At 59.7% G+C, this 19,875-nt stretch carries 17 protein-coding genes; 6 read left to right on the top strand and 11 right to left on the bottom strand.

All coding sequences use genetic code 11. The features are described from left to right. Nucleotides 1-12: 12 nt before the first annotated feature. The 5 genes from EA462_RS12855 to EA462_RS12835 form a co-directional block, all read right to left on the bottom strand. Nucleotides 13-1,083, bottom strand: a complete 1,071-nt coding sequence (locus EA462_RS12855) for a 2,3-butanediol dehydrogenase (RefSeq protein WP_124178986.1) — start codon at nt 1,081-1,083, stop codon at nt 13-15. Between the two features lie 77 nt (nt 1,084-1,160). Further along, nucleotides 1,161-2,426, bottom strand: a complete 1,266-nt coding sequence (locus tag EA462_RS12850; protein WP_243641418.1) for an MgtC/SapB family protein — start codon at nt 2,424-2,426, stop codon at nt 1,161-1,163. Nucleotides 2,427-2,830: 404 nt separating this feature from the next. After that, a complete protein-coding gene (locus EA462_RS12845) occupies nt 2,831-3,490 on the bottom strand; it encodes a metallophosphoesterase family protein (protein WP_124178985.1) in 660 nt (219 codons plus the stop codon). Between the two features lie 197 nt (nt 3,491-3,687). After that, nucleotides 3,688-4,920: a mandelate racemase/muconate lactonizing enzyme family protein gene (locus EA462_RS12840; RefSeq protein ID WP_124178984.1), complete on the bottom strand. Its 1,233-nt coding sequence runs from the start codon at nt 4,918-4,920 to the stop codon at nt 3,688-3,690. 2 nt (nt 4,921-4,922) lie between these two features. After that, the gene (locus tag EA462_RS12835; RefSeq protein WP_124178983.1) at nt 4,923-6,035 is read right to left on the bottom strand and encodes a Gfo/Idh/MocA family protein; all 1,113 of its coding nucleotides are present in this window, start codon (nt 6,033-6,035) and stop codon (nt 4,923-4,925) included. 125 nt (nt 6,036-6,160) lie between these two features. Between EA462_RS12835 and EA462_RS12830 the strand changes: the two genes are divergently transcribed. Together EA462_RS12830 and EA462_RS12825 are read left to right on the top strand one after the other, a co-directional pair. After that, the gene (locus tag EA462_RS12830; RefSeq protein ID WP_124178982.1) at nt 6,161-6,910 is read left to right on the top strand and encodes a 2-phosphosulfolactate phosphatase; all 750 of its coding nucleotides are present in this window, start codon (nt 6,161-6,163) and stop codon (nt 6,908-6,910) included. 200 nt (nt 6,911-7,110) lie between these two features. Continuing rightward, on the top strand, nt 7,111-7,914 hold the full coding sequence (locus EA462_RS12825) for an HpcH/HpaI aldolase family protein (RefSeq protein ID WP_124178981.1): 804 nt from the start codon (nt 7,111-7,113) through the stop codon (nt 7,912-7,914). A 46-nt stretch (nt 7,915-7,960) separates the two neighbouring features. Here the strand turns inward: EA462_RS12825 and EA462_RS12820 are convergent, their stop codons facing one another. From EA462_RS12820 to EA462_RS12810, 3 genes are all read right to left on the bottom strand, one after another. After that, entirely contained in the window at nt 7,961-9,454 is a 1,494-nt protein-coding gene (locus EA462_RS12820) for a CoA-acylating methylmalonate-semialdehyde dehydrogenase (protein WP_124178980.1), read from the bottom strand. Between the two features lie 643 nt (nt 9,455-10,097). After that, nucleotides 10,098-10,895, bottom strand: coding sequence for a histidinol-phosphatase HisJ family protein (locus EA462_RS12815; protein WP_124178979.1), 798 nt, complete (start codon nt 10,893-10,895; stop codon nt 10,098-10,100). 77 nt (nt 10,896-10,972) lie between these two features. Then, a complete protein-coding gene (locus EA462_RS12810; protein ID WP_207891661.1) occupies nt 10,973-11,254 on the bottom strand; it encodes a HalOD1 output domain-containing protein in 282 nt (93 codons plus the stop codon). A gap of 175 nt (nt 11,255-11,429) precedes the next feature. On the opposite strand from EA462_RS12810, the gene EA462_RS12805 reads away from it, so the two are divergent. Next, a complete protein-coding gene (locus EA462_RS12805) occupies nt 11,430-12,215 on the top strand; it encodes an IclR family transcriptional regulator (RefSeq protein ID WP_124178978.1) in 786 nt (261 codons plus the stop codon). Between the two features lie 91 nt (nt 12,216-12,306). Here the strand turns inward: EA462_RS12805 and EA462_RS12800 are convergent, their stop codons facing one another. After that, the gene (locus tag EA462_RS12800) at nt 12,307-12,684 is read right to left on the bottom strand and encodes a hypothetical protein (protein WP_207891660.1); all 378 of its coding nucleotides are present in this window, start codon (nt 12,682-12,684) and stop codon (nt 12,307-12,309) included. A gap of 120 nt (nt 12,685-12,804) precedes the next feature. Then, nucleotides 12,805-14,721: an ABC transporter ATP-binding protein gene (locus EA462_RS12795; RefSeq protein ID WP_207891659.1), complete on the bottom strand. Its 1,917-nt coding sequence runs from the start codon at nt 14,719-14,721 to the stop codon at nt 12,805-12,807. A 203-nt stretch (nt 14,722-14,924) separates the two neighbouring features. Here EA462_RS12795 and EA462_RS12790 point away from each other — a divergent pair, with 203 nt between their 5' ends. Continuing rightward, nucleotides 14,925-15,866, top strand: coding sequence for a calcium/sodium antiporter (locus EA462_RS12790; protein WP_124178976.1), 942 nt, complete (start codon nt 14,925-14,927; stop codon nt 15,864-15,866). 140 nt (nt 15,867-16,006) lie between these two features. Here the strand turns inward: EA462_RS12790 and thsB are convergent, their stop codons facing one another. Further along, a complete protein-coding gene (gene thsB, locus EA462_RS12785) occupies nt 16,007-17,662 on the bottom strand; it encodes a thermosome subunit beta (protein ID WP_124178975.1) in 1,656 nt (551 codons plus the stop codon). 145 nt (nt 17,663-17,807) lie between these two features. On the opposite strand from thsB, the gene EA462_RS12780 reads away from it, so the two are divergent. Both EA462_RS12780 and EA462_RS12775 read left to right on the top strand, forming a co-directional pair. Continuing rightward, complete coding sequence (locus EA462_RS12780; protein WP_124178974.1) at nt 17,808-18,668, top strand: metallophosphoesterase family protein; 861 nt, start codon at nt 17,808-17,810, stop codon at nt 18,666-18,668. A gap of 326 nt (nt 18,669-18,994) precedes the next feature. Continuing rightward, a partial coding sequence (locus tag EA462_RS12775; RefSeq protein WP_133306667.1) for a hemolysin family protein occupies nt 18,995-19,875 on the top strand: 881 nt, incomplete at its 3' end.

Raw genomic sequence — 19,875 nt, 5'->3', positions numbered from 1 at the left:
GGCACGTTTCGTTCAGGGCTCGACGAGGATCTTTACGTGGTCGGTCCCCTGTTCGAGCAGTCGTTCGAAACCCGCGTCGACGACGCTCTCGAGGGCGATGCGTTCGGTGATGAACGTGTCGGGATCGACGTCGCCGTTCGCGAGCGAGTTGATCACCGCGTCGAACTCCGTTCTGAACGAACGCGGCGGGAACCCATAACAGTTCGTTCCACGGAGTTCCCGTTCCGCGCCGACCACCTCGTTGAGGTCGACGCCGGGCTGTCGATTCCAGACGCTCCCGACGACGATCGTTCCGCCGCGTTTCGTCGACCGGATCGCGTCGTCGATCGTCTCCTCGCGGCCGGCGAACTCGAACGCGACGTCGACGCCGTCGATCGTCCCGGATCGAATCACGTCGACCGGATCCGTCTCGACCGGATCGGCGACAGTGTCGGCACCGACCTCGAGGGCGCATCGCCGTCGGACCGTGGCCGGTTCCGAGACGAACACGCGCTTTGCACCGGCGTTCGCGGCGGCCCACGCGACCGCGAGACCGACGGGACCCGCACCGAAGACGGCAGCGGTATCGCCCGTCCGAAGGTCCGACCGACGAACGGCGTGTAGGCCGACGGCGAGCGGCTCGACGAGCGCTCCCGCGGACAGCGAGACGGCGTCCGGGAGCCGGTGGATCTGCCGTTCGGATACGACCGCCTGCTCTGCAAATCCGCCAGTCTCGGTCTGCAAACCGATCGCGACGGAAGCGTTACAGCGGCGGTACGTCCCCTCCTCGCAGTAGTGACAGTCGAGACAGGGAACGTTCGGGTGGACGACGACGCGGTCGCCCCGGGAGATCCGCGAGACGTCAGTGCCGGTCTCGGAGACGACGCCGGAGAACTCGTGGCCGAGGACGATCGGTGCAGTGACGCCGGTCACAGGATGGGGTTCGTCGGGAACGAAGATCGGACCGTCCCTGTACTCGTGGAGATCCGTCCCACAAATCCCACACGAATCGACCTCGAGACGAACGTCTTGCGGTCCAACGTCCGGCGGAGCCGTCTCCTCGAGACGAATATCGTGTGGGCCATGATAGCGTGCGGTCTTCATACGACTCACACACTATCGTCGCGGGTGAAAACGATCACGATTGCGGCGACCGAGCCGAAACGACTTCGGCCGCAGGGTCAGACCAGGAAATAAACCGCCAGACCGACCACGCCGGTGAAGGCCATCGGCAGCATCGCCTTCTTTCGCATCTGTCCGTTGATGATCTCGACCAGGACGATCTTCGAAGAGAGGCTGGCCATGATCCCGAGCATCACCATCCCGCCGGCCGCCTCGACGCTCGCTGCACCGGAGTTGTAGACGGTCGCAGCGGAAACGGCGACCGCAGCGGAGGAGATGAGTCCGCCCGTGTACGCCGTAGCGAGCAATCCGACGTCACCGAGAAGCTCCTGGGAGACGACCGCGACGACCGTAATCGCGACGTATATCGCGGAGAACTTGGCCGCCGACGTGAACGAAAACGGCGAGTCGATGTCGACGTCGATGTCGTCGTGGCTGTCACTCGTCCTGAGCAGGTAGTACGCGATCGCGACGGTGATCGCGATCATCGCCAGCGCAGGGATCCAGATCGTCCAGAAGATGGCGAACGCGATGACCGACGCGAGACCGACGTTCCGGATGATCATGGAAATTACCGAAAGCATTATCCCCGAGGACGCAGCCTCGAGCGCCTCTCGCGACTTGTTGGCCATCCGGGCCATCACGGCGGCCGTCGCGAACGAGTTCGCCATCCCAGCGAGGAGTCCAGTCACCTGCAGGCCTTTGGAGCCTCCGAAGACGCGCATCGAGACGTACGCGGAGAATTCGATCATCAGGACGAATATCGCGAAGACCAGCACTTCCTGCAGATTAATGACGCCGTAGGGATCGACCGGTTCGGCGGGAAGAATCGGGTAGAGGATGAACACCAGTGCGCCCACTTTCATCGCATCCGATAGCTCGTCGTAGGTGAGACTGTCGACGAAGCTGACCATCTGTTCTTTCTCCGCGAGCAAGAACGCGACGATGATCGTGATCGCTGCCGCTTCGACGAAGCGACCGTATCCCACGATAACGCCGAGGAGAGCAACGAAAAACACCGTAACTGACGTCGTCAATCCGATATCGTCGCCCGAGAGCGTAAACCGGATGTAGGCGATCGTGAACGCGAAAATCGCAGCGAGAACGAGATAGAGCAGAACTGCTGCGGTGTAGCCCGATATCTGGGCGTAGTACACCATCACCGGACCGGCACCGCACAGCAGTGCGAGCGTCCGCAACCCGGCGAACTTATCAGTCGATTCCTTCTCCCGTTCGATCCCGATCAGTCCGCCGATCGCGATGGCGATCACCACCTGTTGGAGGAGTTCGGGCACCTCGAATACGGCCATTATGTCTTGTATCATTGTGTGATTCCCTGGTCTACCGAATGAGTCGGGGGCGGGCCACTTATCCCTTTTGATAGTAGTATGTATGACTATGTTTGGCATAGTATCGCTCAAGAGTGGTGAAACAGCGAGGCACAGGTATGTTGCGTAAGTGTGGCAACGTTTGACACAATATTCGGCTGTCCGAATAGGGGTCTGGAACGACGGCCACCGATCCAGTGCTCGATGAACGAGACGCGCTGGTGACACCATCGAGTTGTGAGACTCGAGTGCGTTCATCGGCACCGGCCGGACATCGCGTACGGATACTGTATCGCAGAGACGGGTCGGAGGCGACACGGTACCACGGATGCGAATCGACGCAGTACCGCAGATGCGAATCGACGCGGTACTGCAGACGAAACCAGAGGAACGCCACCGCCCTAGAATCGCCAGTCGTAGACCTCGGAGTTGTCGACAGCGGTACGTATCGCCCGGTCGTTCCGGCAGTCGTAGGCCGTTAACGATCCGCCGTAGACACACCCCGTGTCGATGCCGACGAGGGTGTCATCGATCAGGGGCTCTTCGAGCGGTTCGTGGCCGAAAATAATGCGCAGAGAGCCGTCGTATTCTTCCCACCAGAACGGGCTGGATTCGTCGTCGGGATTCAGTAAATCGATGTCCAGGAGGTTCTCGACGGTCTGATCCGTGAGCGGTTTTCGAGGATCAACTCCCGCGTGGACGACGATCGTTTCCGTCCAGGAGATGACGACCGGCAACGACCGAAGCCAGTCGATGTCGTCGGTCGTGAGGTTACCGACGTTCCGCGTGGCGGCGATTATCTTCTCTTCGTTGTTTCCGCGAACCGAGTACATGTTGGGAGCCGATCGAACGATCTCGACGACGCCGTGATTGTCCGGCCCCCGCCGAACGAGATCGCCGACGAAGACGACGAGATCGTTCTCGCAGATTCCGAGCTGATCGAGCAACCGTTCCAGCGTGGCGCGACAGCCGTGGACGTCACCGATCACGAACGTCCGGTCCCAGTCGGACGGATCGAGCGAGAGTGTCTGAGCCGCTATCGCGGGGTGGAATCGAGCCATTGACGTATTCTCGACGTATTCAAGGCGGCGAGAACGTATCGATCTTCCGAAACGAATCGGCGTCACGATCGACGCCGTCGAGAGTCGAGTGACGATCGAGCCACCGCTCCGACGGTTGTCATCTGTTCGGCCGGGGTTCACATGGGACGTCGAACCGAAGACCAACGGAACGGTGCAGAATCGACTCTTCGACCGGACTACGTCTTTCGGTGTTCCTCGACGACGTCCCAGTCCAGTTCGATGCCGAGTCCGGGCGCATCCGGAACCTCGAGGCGACCGTTTCGAATGAGCGGTTCGTCCCGTGCGACGAGGTCCTCCCACCACGGAACCTCTCGTGCGTGGTACTCGAGGGCGACGAAGTTCGGCACCGTCGCACCGACGTGGGCGGTTGCGACGGTCGCAACCGGACTGCCGATGTTGTGCGGAATCAGCGCCTGATAGTAGGTCTCGGCCATATCAGCGATCTTCTTCGTCTCCGCGATACCGCCGACCTTGGGCACGTCGGGTGCCAAGAAGTCGACGCCCTGCCCCTCGATGAGATCGCGGAATCCGTGGCGACCGTAGCGGTTCTCCCCGGTCAGAAGCGGAACGTCCACGCGTCGTTTCAGTTCACGCATCGCGTCGGTGTTCTCTGGCGGCAGGGGATCTTCGATCCACGCGAGATCGTAGGGCTCGATCGCACGACAGAGCCGTTCTGCGGTTTCGGGGCTGAAGTTCCAGTGGAGGTCGACCGCGACCTCGGCGTCACCGCCGATCTCGTCGGTGACGGCCTCGACGATCGATCGCTTGTGTTCGATCTCTACGCCGTCGAAGTGACGCGAGAGAGTGTTCACGTCGCGACCAGAGGGGACGTCGAGGTCGAACTTGATCATGTCGAACCCGTCGTCGACGGCCATCCGTGCGGCCTCCGCGTACGCTTCCGGCTGGTAGGTCTCCGCTTCCTGTCCTTCCTGTGCGGACGACACCATCGCCTCGCCCGCGTGACAGTCCGCATAGACCTGAACCTCCTCGCGCATTTTTCCGCCGAGAAGCTGGTAGACGGGTTGCTCGAGGATCTTCCCGACGGCGTCCCACAGCGCGATTTCGACGCCGCTGATCGCGATCGTTCCGATACCCCACTGAGAGCCCCGTCCGGAGAGGCTGCCACGCATGAGGTAGTACAGTCGCTCGACGTCGAGCGGGTTCTCCCCGACTAGCACCGGTCGAAGGTAATCGGTAATGACCTCGTGGACGCCCGGTGATGGGTACGCCTCACCGATACCGGTCACACCCTCGTCCGTCTCGACCGTGACGATCGTCCACGGGAAGTTCCCGTCCACGACGATGGTGTTCAGATCGGTTATTTCGGGTGTCGATTCGTTTCGCGTGGGCGTCTGATCGAACTCCGCCCACATCGTTACGGCCAGATCGGATGCAAAGTCTTCGTACATGGTTACTCCGTCGTGTGATAGGTTCCGAGCGGTTCGACGCCGTCGTACACTCTGAACAGATCAGCGATGAGATAGACGTCGTCGCGGGCTTCCGCAAAGGTCGTCTCGACCGCCGCCTCGCCGGCGGCTGCTCGAGTGAAGTGTCTGATCTCGCACTTGAAGCTCTCGTCGTACGATGGCGTGTGCGTCGTTTCGGACAGCGTCTCGATCCCCTGCTTGACGGAGACCTCCGTCGGGGTGTTCTTGATGAAGGGATTCGAGTACTCGATCGTAACGGCCCTGTCCGGTGCGTCCACCCTGAGCCACTCCTCGAACCACTTCCGATTCGAGAGACCGGAATCGAGCACGCAGCGGTTTCCACCCTCGTAGACGAGGTGGGCCGTCGCGTAGCGGCCGTCAGCGAAGACGTCGACGTGATCGATCCGCTCGACGTCGCCAAACAGGCCGCGAAGTGCATTTACGTCGTGGCAGATGTGTTCCAGGTGCCAGTCGTAATCGTCCGCGAGACCGTCGTCTCCGTCGGTCTCGCTGTCGTCGACGCCGATCGCAGAGAGGGCATCGTCCCGTCGCTTCCGTGAACTCGCCTCGATGAACGAGTCCGGTACGCTGCCGCCGACGGTGTCGTACACCTCGTCGAGAATTCGACCGTGATCCGGATCGACGTCGTAGGCGGTGATCAGATCGATTTCCTCGATCTTCTCGATCTCCTCGCGGGCGCGTTCGTAGGCGGGGTCATACCGTTTCATGTACGCGACCATCGCCGTCGAGTCGCTCGCGTCCGCCGCCTCGACCATCCGGTCGGCATCTTCCGGTGAGATCGCGAGTGGTTTCTCGACCAGAACGTCGATATCGCGCTCGAGAATCGGGATGACCGCGTCAGCGTGTGCCTGTGGCGGTGTCAGCACGATCGCGGCATCGAGTTCGCCGCCGACCTGGGCGAGTAATTCCTCCGTTGATTCGAAGTGGTGTGGAACGCCGTTTCGCTCGGCGAGCGTCTCCGCGCGGTCGACCGCCGGATCGACGAGGGCGTAGACCTCGAGTTCCGGAAGCTCGGCCGCGTACGGGAGGTGCATCACCTGCGCGATGGTCCCACAACCGATAATCGCGATTCGCATCACGCAAACGATGGGACAGGCGCGAGTTATAGCTTCCGGTCGCATCGGCCTGTCCGATCGTTCACCGATGAAGCACCCCCGGGAACACGTAGTATTAAGAGGTGGTAGTCACATCGTGAGAGTCAATGGCAGAGGCTACCTATCAGCTAGACGGTCCGTTGGCCGAGGCGACGATCCCCTCTCAAACGTCGATTCCGTCCGATCCAGAGCCGGGAACCTACGTCGTAATCGACGTTGCGAGCTTTTCGACGACGGTCGTCGAGTTGCTGAACAACGGAGCATCGTACATCCACATCACGGACGAGCGTGGTGACGAGTTCGGGTTTCGGGACGAACACCCGGAGGCCAAAATCGGTGGTGGCAAGACGGACGACTACGAGCCGACCGAAGGATACGACTTTTACAATTCACCCAGCTACGTCCAGTCGGTCGATGTCGACGGCCGTCCGGTCGCGATGACGTCGTCGAACGGAGGAGCAGCAGTGACCGACCTCGATACCCGAGGCGGTGACGACGTCGAGATATACATCAGCTCGATGACTAACGCGAAGGCGATCGCAGATCACCTTCGAGCCGACGACGCGGAGACGATCGCGGTCATCGCCGGCTCGAACGGAAAACCCTCACCGGAGGACGCCGCCGGTGCGATCCTGTTCCATCGATATTTCGAGGAAAACCCGCCGACTGAGCCGGAACTCGAGATGCTCAAAACGGTCGTCACGTCGGGGAAGGCCTCGAAGTATCACGATCAGCCGGATATCAAACACCGGGATCTGCTGGAGTACTGTTCGGCCGTGAACACCAGATCGGTGATCCCGAAACTCGAGGACGGAGCGCTAGTCGACGTCGCAGGAAACGGAGCAGAACGCGAATGACTGGAACCGAGATCGGAATCCGTAACGAACGGGTTGGTCGACGAAGATCCACAGCACTGGTAACCGGGACCAATATTTTTATACGGCTCGGGGAGAGAGTACGGACTACTAATGGAACTCTGAGGGAGTGTACTTCGGGTATCATCACCCCTCGAATCCTTCCACGATGGGTCCAGACCAGGACACACGAAAGCTAAACCATGAGTAATCTACTGAAACAGAAGATCGAAGAACGTGAGTACCCAGTCGGAAACTGGGTATCGATCGGCCATCCGACCGTGGTCGAAGTGAACGCGATGCTCGGGTTCGACTTCGTTTTGATCGACACCGAACACACGACGATGAGCCTCGAGACCGTCGAGCATCTCGTTCGTGCAGCGGAGGCTCGAAACGAAGAGACGGGATCGGTCGTCCGGGTTCCGGACGGCGATCCAACCAGGATCAAGCGCGTCCTGGACATAGGGGTCGACGGCGTCATGATACCGATGGTCGAAACCGCCGAGGAGGCAGAGCGAATCGTCGAGTCGACGTTGTATCCACCTGACGGCATCCGCGGTATCGCGGGCGGACGGGCAGCCAAGTACGGCCTCGACTTCCAGAGGTACGTCAACACTGCGAACGGATCGATTCTCAAGATCGCACAGATCGAAACGAAAACGGGTCTCGAGAACGTCGAGGAGATCGCGGCAGTCGACGGCATCGATGCGCTGTTCATTGGACCGGCGGATCTCTCGGGATCACTCGAGAAACTCGGGGATTACGACGCGATCAAGGTCCACGATGCGATCGATACGGTACTCGATGCCGGAAGGGAACACGAGACGCCGGTCGGAACGCTAACGCTCGACAACGACCGGATCGAGCGACGCGTCGAGCAAGGGTTCGACTTCCAGATCGTCGGGAAAGATGCTGCTCACCTCTCGAGCTCGAGCGAAGACGCAAAGGACCGATACGAACGGGCGATAGCTGAGCGCACCGAGCTGGCCCAGCAGTCGAATAAATAGCCGATCAGTTCTCGAAGTCCGTCGAAGGGTATCCGCTACTGGACCGTTACTGATTCCATCGCTCGATGAGAATCGTCTTCTCGGTGTAGAAGTTCACCGCGTCTTCTCCCTGTGCGTGCAGGTCTCCGAAGAACGAATCCTTTCGTCCGCCGAAGTGGAAAAAGCCCATCGGTGCACAGACACCGACGTTGACACCGATGTTGCCAGCGTCGACCTCGTAGCGGTACGTTCTCGCCTCGCCGCCGCGTTCCGTGTAGATAGACGACGCGTTTCCATACCGGGTGGAGTTCACCATCTCGATCGCTTCGCCCAGATCCGAGGCGTCCGCGAGACAGAGCACCGGACCGAAAATTTCAGTCTGGGTGATCTCCATGTCGGTCGTCACGCCCTCGAGGAACGTCGGACCGAGGAAGTGTCCGTCGTACTCGGGGTGTTCGTAGTCGCGCCCGTCGAGGACGAGCTCTGCGCCCTCCTCGAGGGCGTCGTCGATGAGATCCAGCACGCGCTCGCGGGAGTCGCCCGTGATGAGCGGACCGACGTCGGTCTCCTCGTCGATGCCGTATCCGACGGTCAGCGACTCGGCACCGTCGATCAACTGCTCGCGCAGATCGTCGTAGACGTCACCGACGCCGACGACGACGTCGTTCGCGAGACACCGCTGACCGGCGTTGCCGTAGACCGAGCCGATAATGTTGGGAACCGCTTCGGAGAGTGACGCGCTCTCGGTTACGACGGCGTAGTTCTTCGCACCACCCTGTGCCTGGACCCGTTTGCCCTCCTGAGCCGCCGTCTCGTAGACGTACTTCGCGACGGGCGAGGAACCGACGAACGAGACGCCAGCGACTTCGGGATGTTCCATCAGCGCGTTCACCGCCTCCGCGTCGCCGTTGACCAGATTGACGACGCCATCGGGGAAGCCGGCGGCGTCGACGGCGTCGAAAATGATCTGGGAACTCAGCGGAACGCGTTCGCTCGGCTTCAGAACGAACGTGTTCCCCGTCGCGACCGCGTACGGGAGGAACCACAGCGGGATCATCGCCGGGAAGTTGAACGGAACGATCGCCGTGAAAACGCCGAGAGGTTCGCGAACGGACCGTTCGTCGACGCCGCTGGCGACGTCTTCGACGTTCCCGCTTTGCTCTCGGAACATGTTGGGGATCCCGGAGGCGACCTCCACGTTCTCGATTCCGCGTCGAACTTCACCGCGCGCCTCCGAAAGCGTCTTCCCGTGTTCTCGAGTCAGCGCCTGTGCGATGTCCTCCTGACGATCCTCGAGTTCGGCCTTCAGATCGAATAGATACTGGATACGCTCGACGGGCGGGGTACGACGCCAGTCGTCGAACGCATCGGCTGCCGTATCCACGACGGTTTCGACATCGTTTGCGCTCGCGTAATGTACTGTCGCGATCGAGTCTCCCGTCGCGGGGTTCTCGAGTGAGTGTTCCTCTCCATCTGCAGGTACGGTCCATTCACCGCCAACGTAGTTCTGTGCGACGTCGGGAACGGACGCAGTCAGTTGTGTCTGCTCTTGACCAGCCATACGAGTAGAGAATTACGCTGGACCGTCAAAGAAGTTGCGTTCAGTCGGTACACGACGCTCCGGTGATTGGTTCGACTGTTACGAACGATCAGTAACAGCTCTCGAATCGTTCGGGGAGCGGCCGACCAACGTCCGAACACACCGTGTAATGAATCGGACGGATTACCGATCGTGGAGTATCCACCCGAAAATTCGATCGTCGTCGAGATTGGCACCCGCCAACACGATTCGAGGGGAGCCGTTTTTCGTTCGTACTGGCCGAACAAAATGGCGAGAAGATCATCGTATAGAACCGATAATCCATGATAATATACAGCCATACCCTTGTAATATCACGAGCGCCGAAACGCTCGCGATCCTCCGTACAATTACGGCCATACAGTTGTAAATACCCTGATGAGAGTTCGGTAATCCGATCGCACAACGGTTCGAACAGCACACGAGTGACGGGAGTTCGTGAGAGGCGAACAGGGTAACTGACTGGCACGAAATAGGTCCACGCAGTGAAGGATTGCTGCTCCATCGGATCGGAACGAGGCACAGGATCGAATCGGTCGAAGGGCGGTGCGGACCGGACGCCACAGTTACCAGACCGAAAAAGAGGGATCCAAAGACCGACCAAACCGGATCGGATGCGATGGGATCAGTACGCCTTCAGTGCCTCGTCGACGGAGAGACCGTTCTCGAACGGGAGACACTCGAGGTCGCGTGACTCAGTGAAGTCCGTCAGGTACTCCGCTCGCTTCGTCAACTCCGTCGGTTTGTGAGCGTCTGACCCGAGGACGAACCGAACGCCCGAATCGAGAAACCGATCTATCACCCTGGGGTTTGGATGGACGGCTCCGTAGTCGTCGAACACCCGGCCTGCATTGATCTCGGGAACGGATCTCGAGCGACCGAGCGCTTCGAGCAGGTCGTCGTACTGCTCGTCCGTGATTCGTCCTCGGAGTTCACTCGAGCGTTCACAGAGGTCCAGATGACCCACGATGTCGAAGAGTTCGGATTCGATCAGCTGGAGTTGCCAGTCGACGTAGTGATCGACGGCAGCCGCCCGGTCGGGTTCGTCGACGCTCGCGAACCAGCCAGTCTTCGCGATGTGGTACTCGTCGGCGTAGTGGACGCTCCCGATCGTGTAATCGAACTGCGCGCGCGCTAAGAACTCCTGAATTTCGTCGTGGTACGCCGGATCGTAGTTCATCTCGACGCCGTCTAAGATCGTCACGTCGAACTCCGACTGGAGTCGTTCGATGTCGGATCGGCGCTCGGGATACGTCTCGTCGAAGTCGGTCCGATCACAGCGACGAAAGCGATCCTCGTGGAGGATACAGTGATCCGCGAGGCCGATCGCGTCGAGTCCCGCATCGTCCGCCGCAGCGACCATCTCTCGTATGTCCGATCCGTCGGAATACGTCGTGTGAACGTGCAAATCGAGTGATATCATGTCGGGATTCAGGTCATCATCTCTCGGCCGCAACTATATATGTTGCCCACCACTATCCGTCGTCTCCCGTAGAGTCGCTATTCGGAAGCCTGCTCCATCTCGATCTGTCCCGTGCTGTCGATCGTCACGCGATACCCAGCGTACCGAAATTCGATCGCGATTTCCGAGGAGCCCGTCGAACCAGACCGGAAAACGGCATCGAGCGCCTCCGGATCGATCGCGTCGTACAGGGGCGGTAGCTGGGTTGCCGGTCTGTCCGTCGCCGTCGCCACACGCTGGACGACCGCCATCGAAACGGATTCGGCTGGGTCGATCTGGTCGGTAGGCTCAACTGTTGAGGGATCTGTACTCGGTACCATGCGTTACACATTGCCACTCCCGAGAGAGTACAAAAACCTTTTTCAGGAAACGTGACCGATACACCGCCAGTGGTTCCGCGTTCGTCTCGACCGACGTACCGGCTGACACTACGGATCCGAACAATCCGTTTGGATAGACCGAACGATTAAAGATGGTAGACGCACATCCCCGTATATGAGTGAACCAAACAAACCAACGTCGGAAACCGAGCCGCGAACGGTCGGCGCGGTTCAAACGACGCTCGACATCATCGATCTTCTCCACCACAACGATGGTGCCGGTGTAACCGAACTCTCGACGGAGCTCGGCCTGTCGAAGGGGACCGTTCACAGCCACCTCGCAACGCTGTACAAAAACGAGTATCTGATCAAAGAAGACGACGAATACAATCTCAGTTTGCGGTATCTACACCTCGCGGAAACGGTCAGAGATCGGCTCGGATTCTACGACGTCGTCCGGGAGGAAGTGGACGAACTCGCCCAGGAAAGCGGCGAACTCTCACAGTTCGCAACCGAAGAGCACGGACAGGGAGTCTACATCTACAAAGCCAGCGGGGAGAAAGCGGTCAAAACGGCGTCGTCGGTCGGAAAACGCGAATATCTCCACTGCACCTCCCTCGGGAAGGCAATGCTCGCACACTATCCAGAATCGTACGTCGACGGGATTATCGACCAACACGGACTTCCCGGTTTCACCAGTACGACGATCACATCGCGCGACGAGCTTTTCGATACCCTAGAGGAGATCAGAAACCGTGGATACGCGATCGACAACGAGGAGCGAATCGACGGGCTCCGATGCGTCGCTGCCCCCGTGCTCAACAACGACGGGAGCGTCCTCGGCGCGGTGAGTCTCTCCGGACCCTCGAGTCGAATGATCGGTGAGCGCTTCGACGAGGAACTGCCGTCGATGGTCGTTCGGGCGGCGAACGTCATCGAAATCAATAGCCAGTATTCCTGATACGGTCCGCTGTCCGATTTACCGAATCGGCCGTGGGACGGCCCGGTCGATCCGGAAATGACGTACGGCAGTCCGTATGAGGGAGTCGTTGCTACCGCGGCTGGTCGTCCGTCGACGTCTCGAGCGGTCCTTTCGCGTCCCAGATCGTCGTCATCATGTCCGCGAAGAACTCCGTCCGGTATGGATACGCCTCGTCGTCGTCCGACTCTAGCTCGACCTGTTCCAGGTGGGTAACGAACTCCTCGTCGAACGTAAACTCAGCGAGCGTCTCACGGACGTCGAAGGTGAAATTACCCTGATCGTCGGTCTCGACCCAGTCCGCCATCCGTCCGGCTCGGCCGTACTCGATCGAGTACGTCTCGCCGCCGACGAGCTCACAGACGTCAGTTAGCTCTCCGACCACGAGCCAGTCGTCAGTTCCTTCGACGTACAACGTCCCATCGTCGATCTTCGTCTCGTATCGTTTCATACGCACACCTTGTCCCGACCCATCATATCAGTTTCCCACGGAGCGAGATCCTCCCGTCGACAGCGCTCGACGTACCACCCGACTCGACGCGGTCTTTTTCCATCGACCGACGGAGGCGGACTACTCGTTCTCCTTCGCGACCGAACCGGTCGGTCGGTCAGCAAGCGCGTCGGGAACGCCCTCGAGTTCTCCGACGTGGACCTCCCAGAGCGTCGAATACAGTCCACCTCGCTCGAGGAGCTCGTCGTGCGTTCCCCGTTCGACCAGTTCGCCATCGTCCAGGACGAAAATCGCGTCCGCATCCCGAACCGTCGAGAGGCGGTGTGCGATGATGAACGAGGTCCGGTTTGCGATGAGGTCGTGGAGGTTGTTCTGAATAATCGCTTCGGTCTCGTTGTCGACGTGGCTCGTCGCCTCGTCCAGAACGATGATATCCGGGTCCTTGAGGACGGTCCGTGCGATGGATATTCGCTGACGCTGGCCACCCGAGAGCTTCACTCCTCGTTCACCAACGACGGTGTCGTATCCGTCGGGAAACCCCTCGACAAACTCGTGGGCCCCGGCCGTCCGGGCCGCTTTCTCGATCTCACGCTCCGAGGGGTTCCGGGTCGCGTACGCGATGTTTTCCCTGATACTGCCGTGAAAGAGGTATGGCTCCTGGCTCACGTAGCCGATCGAATCGCGAAGGCTCTGGAGGGAGACGTCCCGGACGTCGTGACCGTCGATCGTAATCGAGCCGGTATCGACGTCGTACATCCGTAACAAGAGTTTCAGAAGGGTCGATTTGCCGGCACCCGTCGAACCGACGAGCCCGATCATCTGGCCCGAATCGGCGGTGAACGAGACGTCCTGCAGGACGGTCTCTCCCTCGTCGTCTTCGGTTTCGTAGCTGAACCAGACGTCGCGGTACTCGACGGTTCCGTCGACGTCGGTCAGGTCGTGTGCGTCCTCCCGGTCGCGAATCGGCGGATCGGAATCGAGCAGTCCGACGATGCGCTCACCCGCCGCCTCGGCGTACTGATAGTCGTTCAAAACCTCGCCAAAGTCCCGAAGCGGGTTCATGAATCGACGCGAGTAGTTCAAGAACATGACGAGCGTTCCCGCCGTGAGCGTTCCCTGGAAGAACGGGTGCGGCGAACCGAACATCACCCACCACCCACCGACGACGAACGTCGCGACGTACCCGATCGCCGTGAGGACTTTGATCGTCGGGCGAAACGCGATCCGGATTCGAATCGCCGCCCACTGTTTTCGAAGGTAGTTCTCCGAAGAGGCCTCGACACGATCGGACTCGAACGGTTCGTTCGTGAACGACTTGACGACCTGAATCCCGCCGATACTGTTTTCCAGTCGCGAGTTGAGTGATCCCACCGCAGCCCGGACGTCCTGATATTTCGGATGTATCAACACGACGAACTTGTAACTGACGTAGGCGATCGCCGGTATCACTATCGTCGGAAGGATACCCAGTCGCCAGTTGACGATCAGCATCACCGCAGCCATCCCCCCGGTTCTGACGACGATCCGGATCGCCCTGTTGAGCGTGTGAGTGAGAAATTGCTCGAGCTGATTGACGTCGTTGTTGAGAATCGACATGATCTCGCCGGTTTGTTTGTTGTCGAAAAATCCCATGTGACGGCGTTGCATCGCCTCGTACGCCGCCACCCGAAGCTCGTGCTGGAAGTGCTGAGAGAAGAGGTTCCACGCCCAGCTGTTGACCAGGCTGAGGACGGCACCGGCCACGTGGGCACCACCGAGGAGCGCCGCGATGAGCAGCAGTTGCTGACCGGGATCCGTCGGCAACCACGCCGAAGGAATCCCGACGATCGCGAACGTCTGTTCGTCGAAAAACAACGAGTCGATCGCGACGGCGAGAATGTACGCCGGAACGAGCTCCATGGCTCGAGCGAAAATCGTGGCCAGACCACCGAGAACGAAGTAGGCCAGTCGCTTTCGTCCGAACTGACGAAACATCCGAAGCACCGCGCGTTCGTCTTCCACCCGGATATCCGAAAAAACGCCATCCGAGTCGGCCACAGTCTTCCCTCGGCGACCCATAATCTGATCTCCGCTTTGGGCTACAGGTAATTAACTGTTTGTTAGCGTACCCCCACCCGAGAGAGCAACTTCCCCGCCATCGGAGGGAGATATCATAAAGGGACAGCGGGGCGCGGACTCGTCGTACGGGAACGCAGACCGATTGGGAAGGTATTAATGAGGTGAAATCTTACCCTGAACGGATGAGCGAGTTCGTCGTGAACGGTATCGTCCTGGTGCTCGGGCTGGTGTTTCTGTACGCCGGAGCGGAGCTTCTCGTCGCCGGTGCCAGCCGGCTTGCACTCAGCTTCGGCCTTCGCGTTGCAACCGTGGGCGTGACGGTCGTCGCCTTCGCGACGACGGCTCCCGAACTGTTCGTCGTTACCGTCGGCGCACTCAGCGTCTCGACGGACATCGGCCTCGGTGCAATCATCGGCTCGAACGTGGCGAACATCGGACTCGTCCTCGGACTCACCGCGTTGATCCGTCCGTTGTCCGTCAGTCCCACGGTCCTCCGTCGACACGTTCCGTTCATGGTCTTCGCCGCCGCCTTGCTCTTCGTGTTCAGCCTCGATGGACGGATCGACCGATTCGAGGGAACGCTCTTTTTGCTCGTACTGAGTGGCTTTACAGTCTACCTTCTGTACTATATCCAGACGGATCCGCCAGCCCTCACCGAATACTCTATTTCGGACGCGGGATCCAACGCGCACAATCTCGCGCTCGTCGGTGCCGGAATGCTCACACTCGTGCTCGGATCACGGTGGCTCATCGACGGAGGGCGAGGATTGCTCTCGACGATGGGATTCTCCGATCTCTTCATCGGAATTACGGTGATCGCGTTCGGCACCTCGCTCCCGGAGCTGGCCGCGTCCGTCGTCGGGGCGATCCGGGGAGAAACTGGCTTTTCGATCGGAAACGTGATCGGGTCGAACATCTACAACATTCTGGCGGTCATCGGCATTACGTCCCTGATCGTCCCAATCACCGTCTCACCGGCAACCCTGCAGTTCGAACTGGTCGTACTCGTGATCTTCACGCTGGTTCTGGTCGGAATGATGATTCGCAACCGAGAGCTGACTCGAGTCGACGGCGCGATTCTGGTCTCGGGCTATCTCGTCTTTCTCTACCTTCTCCTTCCCTGACATCCTTCACGTCCCTCACTTTTCCCGACGTTCTTCACTCACCCCACTTTCCCTGACACCCGCTCAACCGCCAGTGATAGAACGAAAACTCGAGGAAAAACGACGCCGTACTGATCGAAAACCACTCGTCAGGGAAGAGGTTACATCATGCCGCCCATTCCGCCGCCCATCCCACTACCGGGTGCGCCGGGTTCCTCGTCGTTGCCCTTGTCCGTCGAGAGATCGCCGGCCGACACGATATCGTCGATTTTGAGCACCAGATTGGCCGACTCCGTCGCGGCGGTGAGCGCCTGCTCTTTGACGTGGGCCGGCTCGAGCACGCCGGCTTCGAAGGTGTTCTCGATCGAGCCCGTCCACGCGTTGAATCCGGCGTGAATCTCGCCGTCGTCGTGCGCTCCGCGGAGGTCGACGAGCGTGTCGATGGAATCGTATCCAGCGTTCTCCGCGAGCACGCGCGGAACGAGTTCGAGCGAGTCGGCGAAGGCTTCGATCGCGAGCTGTTCGCGTCCGGAGACGGAGTCCGCATACGCACGCAGGCGCGACGCGACCTCGACCTCGGGTGCACCGCCACCGGCCAGAACACGACCGTCGGAGACGGCTCGAGCGACGACATCGACCGCGTCTGTTACGCCACGCTCGAGTTCGTCGACGACGTGGTCGGTCGAGCCGCGCAAGACGAGCGTGACGCCGTGAGCGTCCTCGCCTTCGACGTAGAACAGTTCGTCGTCCTCATCGCGGGTGACGTCCCCATATCCGAGATCGGCCTCTTCTGCCCCTTCGAGATGGTTGACGATCGTCGCATCGAGAACGTCATTGAGGATCTCGAGATCCCCCTTTTTGGCGCGGCGAATCGCGAGGATTCCCTCCTGTGCGAGATAGTGCTGTGCGAGGTCGTCGATGCCGCGCTGACAGAAGACGACGTCGGCACCGATATCTGCGATCTTCTGCACCTTCTCTTTGAGTTCCCGTTCGTCTCGGTCGACGAATCCCTGGAGCGCCTCTCGACCGCCTGCGCTTATTTCCGGATCGGCCGTTGCGCTGGTCACTTCGATCCGCGCGTCCAACAGAAGGACGTTCGCGTCTTCGACCGACCTCGGCATGTTGTCGTGGACTGGATCCTTGTTGACGACGGCCCCGTCAACGACCTCGGAGTCGGCGGGGTGTCGACCCGTCTGCGTTTCCACGAGGAGGTTCGTGCGATCGACGCTCGTCTCACCGTCCTCGCCTTCTATCGTTACCGCCGAGACGGCGTCGACGACGAGCGACGCGAGCGGTTCCTTGTCGAGTTCGTCTCGCTTTCCAGTCATCGAAGTCTCCGCGATCTTGTGCAATCGCTCTACGTCAGTAGAGTCGATCGAAGTCGCGATATCGTCGATCTCTTCGGACGCCCGTTCGGCAGCCAGATGGTAGCCGGTGATGATGGGCGTCGGATGAATGTCCCGTTCGAGGAGTTCGCCGGCGTTCTTCAAGAGTTCGCCCGCGAGAGAGACCGCCGTCGTGGTTCCATCACCGGCTTCGTCTTCCTGGGACTCCGCGACCTCGATGATCATCTCGGCCGTCGGGTTGTCGATATCCATCTCCTCGAGGATAGTGACACCGTCGTTCGTGATCGTGATCGAACCCGACGAGTCGACGAGCATCTTGTCCATTCCCTTCGGACCGAGCGTCGAACGGACAGACCGTGCAACCGCTCGTGCGGCCTGGATGTTGTGCTCCTGGGCGTCTTTATCCTTGACGCGCTGTGCGTCGTCGCCCATTACGATCATCGGACGACCCTGTTGCATTCGTTTGCTCATTGTCGAACGATGCTATGATTGTGCTTCTATAAATAAGTACGTGCCTCAGGCCTCCGAACTGTCCCAAATCGACGACGAGAACAACCAAAGGTTTTTATGGAATATAGCTGTACCGGCAAGTGCTAACTGATAGCAGAAGGTATCCATGACTGTACACGATTCCGACACACAAGGCGACCAGTCGTCTCCGGGCCAGGACAGCGACGTACTACGAGTGCCGATCGTCGGGGATCTCGAGCCCAAGCCCGATCCAGTCTTCGACAACTTCGAGAGCGCTATCGACGCGATCAATCGGCTCGCCGAGGACCGTTCGTTCGACTTCGTCGCCGGAATCGGTGACGTCGCTCACAAGGGGACGCGTGTACAGTACGAAGCCGCTACCGAGATACTCCAGGATCTGGAGGCACCGTTCTATCCGATTCTCGGCAACGAGGAACTCGAGGAGAGTACCGACCGGTTTTTCGAATACGCAAAAACGTGGAACGACGATCCGTCCGCGATTCCAGATATTAGCTACGTGAAGACGGCCAACGACGTGCTGTTCGTCTTTGCAACGGCATCGAAAAACGGGAAGGACTTCGACGAGGAGGAACTGGACTGGATCGAGTCGAAACTCGAGGCCCACGAAGACCTACCGGCAGTACTCTTCGTTCACGCAGCACCTCAGAACGTCTTTCCGGAGGGACGGACGATGCAAACGGCGAACTTCGATCGCATTCTCTCGATGCCGAACGTCAGCGCCGTGTTCTCCGGACACTCGCACATGAGCGTCCACGAAACGACGACGTACGCTCGAGACGAGTGGGAAAACCACCACGTTCACATTCCGGGGATCGAGCGAACGAAAGTCGGTGACGACCACGTTCCGCGCTTCAGAATCGCGACGATCGCGTCCGACGGGCGAACGACGGTGGAAACGTACAACGTTGACGAAGATCAGTTCGAAGACGAACACGAAGTTACGTTCCAGCTCAAACGAGTAGCGGTCGAGAGCAACGGGGACTGATTCGACCACCCGAGGCGATGAGGTTCAGAGAAGACATCCTACAGCGGAACGATACGTTGAGGGGGAACAGGGACGGCGTACCCGTCCCGCTGTGGTACGGACGGTACTGCTCGAGAGCGATCCGAGGCGATATTTGACTCGAGAGTATCACGTGATGTGCGATTCGAGACTACCACATGATACACAATTTAGTGAGCCGAGATGAGATATGCTTCAGTACGAGACAGCCCGATCGAGTCGTGAACAGGGACAATGTGTAAAAGGCTGTCAGTCGTTTCTCATCGAACCGCAAGTGATTAGTTTTCGTGTTGATGATTTATACAGTAATGACGCGCTCGCTTCCTCTCGAGATGATGGTGGCCGCCTACGACGTTCCCGTGGTGGGTTTCGAAATCGCGGAGTCGACCGTGACGCTCCTGGGCGGGTTCGCGGTCGTCGTTCTCATCGCACTCTCGGGCTTTTTCTCTTCGTCCGAGATCGCCATGTTCAACCTTCCCAAACACCGTCTCGAGGGGATGGTCGAGGACGGTACCGAGGGGGCGGCGCTGGTCAAACGGCTCAAAGACGACCCTCATCGGCTGCTGGTGACGATCCTCGTGGGTAACAACATCGTCAACATCGCGATGTCCTCGATCGCCACCGCGGTGCTCTCGATTCACTTCGGTGGCCTGCTCGGCGTTATCCTCGCGACCTTCGGCATCACCGCGATCGTCCTTCTCTTCGGCGAGAGCGTGCCCAAATCTTACGCCGTCGAAAACACCGAATCCTGGGCGATCCGCATCTCCAAACCGCTCAAAGCCACCGAATACTTCCTCTTTCCGCTGATCGTCCTCTTCGATTACCTCACCCGCCAGGTCAACAGACTCACCGGCTCCACCGGCGCGATCGAATCCCCTTACGTCACCCGCGACGAAATCCAGGAGATGATCGAATCCGGTGAGCGCGAGGGCGTCTTAGAGGAAGAAGAACACGAGATGCTCACGCGCATCTTCCGGTTCAACAACACCATCGTCAAAGAGGTCATGACCCCCCGACTCGACATGACCGCCGTCCCAAAAGACGCCGCCATCGACGAGGCTATCAGCATCTGTATCCAGAGCGGTCACGCCCGCATTCCCGTCTACGAGGGGAGCCTCGACAACGTCCAGGGCGTCGTCCACATCCGCGATCTCGTCCGCGATCTCAACTACGGCGAAACCGAAGCTGA

The organism is Natrarchaeobius halalkaliphilus (assembly GCF_003841485.1).
Classification (GTDB): Archaea; Halobacteriota; Halobacteria; order Halobacteriales; family Natrialbaceae; genus Natrarchaeobius; species Natrarchaeobius halalkaliphilus.
The sequence above is the reverse complement of the archived record's forward strand: the minus strand, read 5'-3'. Positions and strand labels throughout refer to the sequence as shown.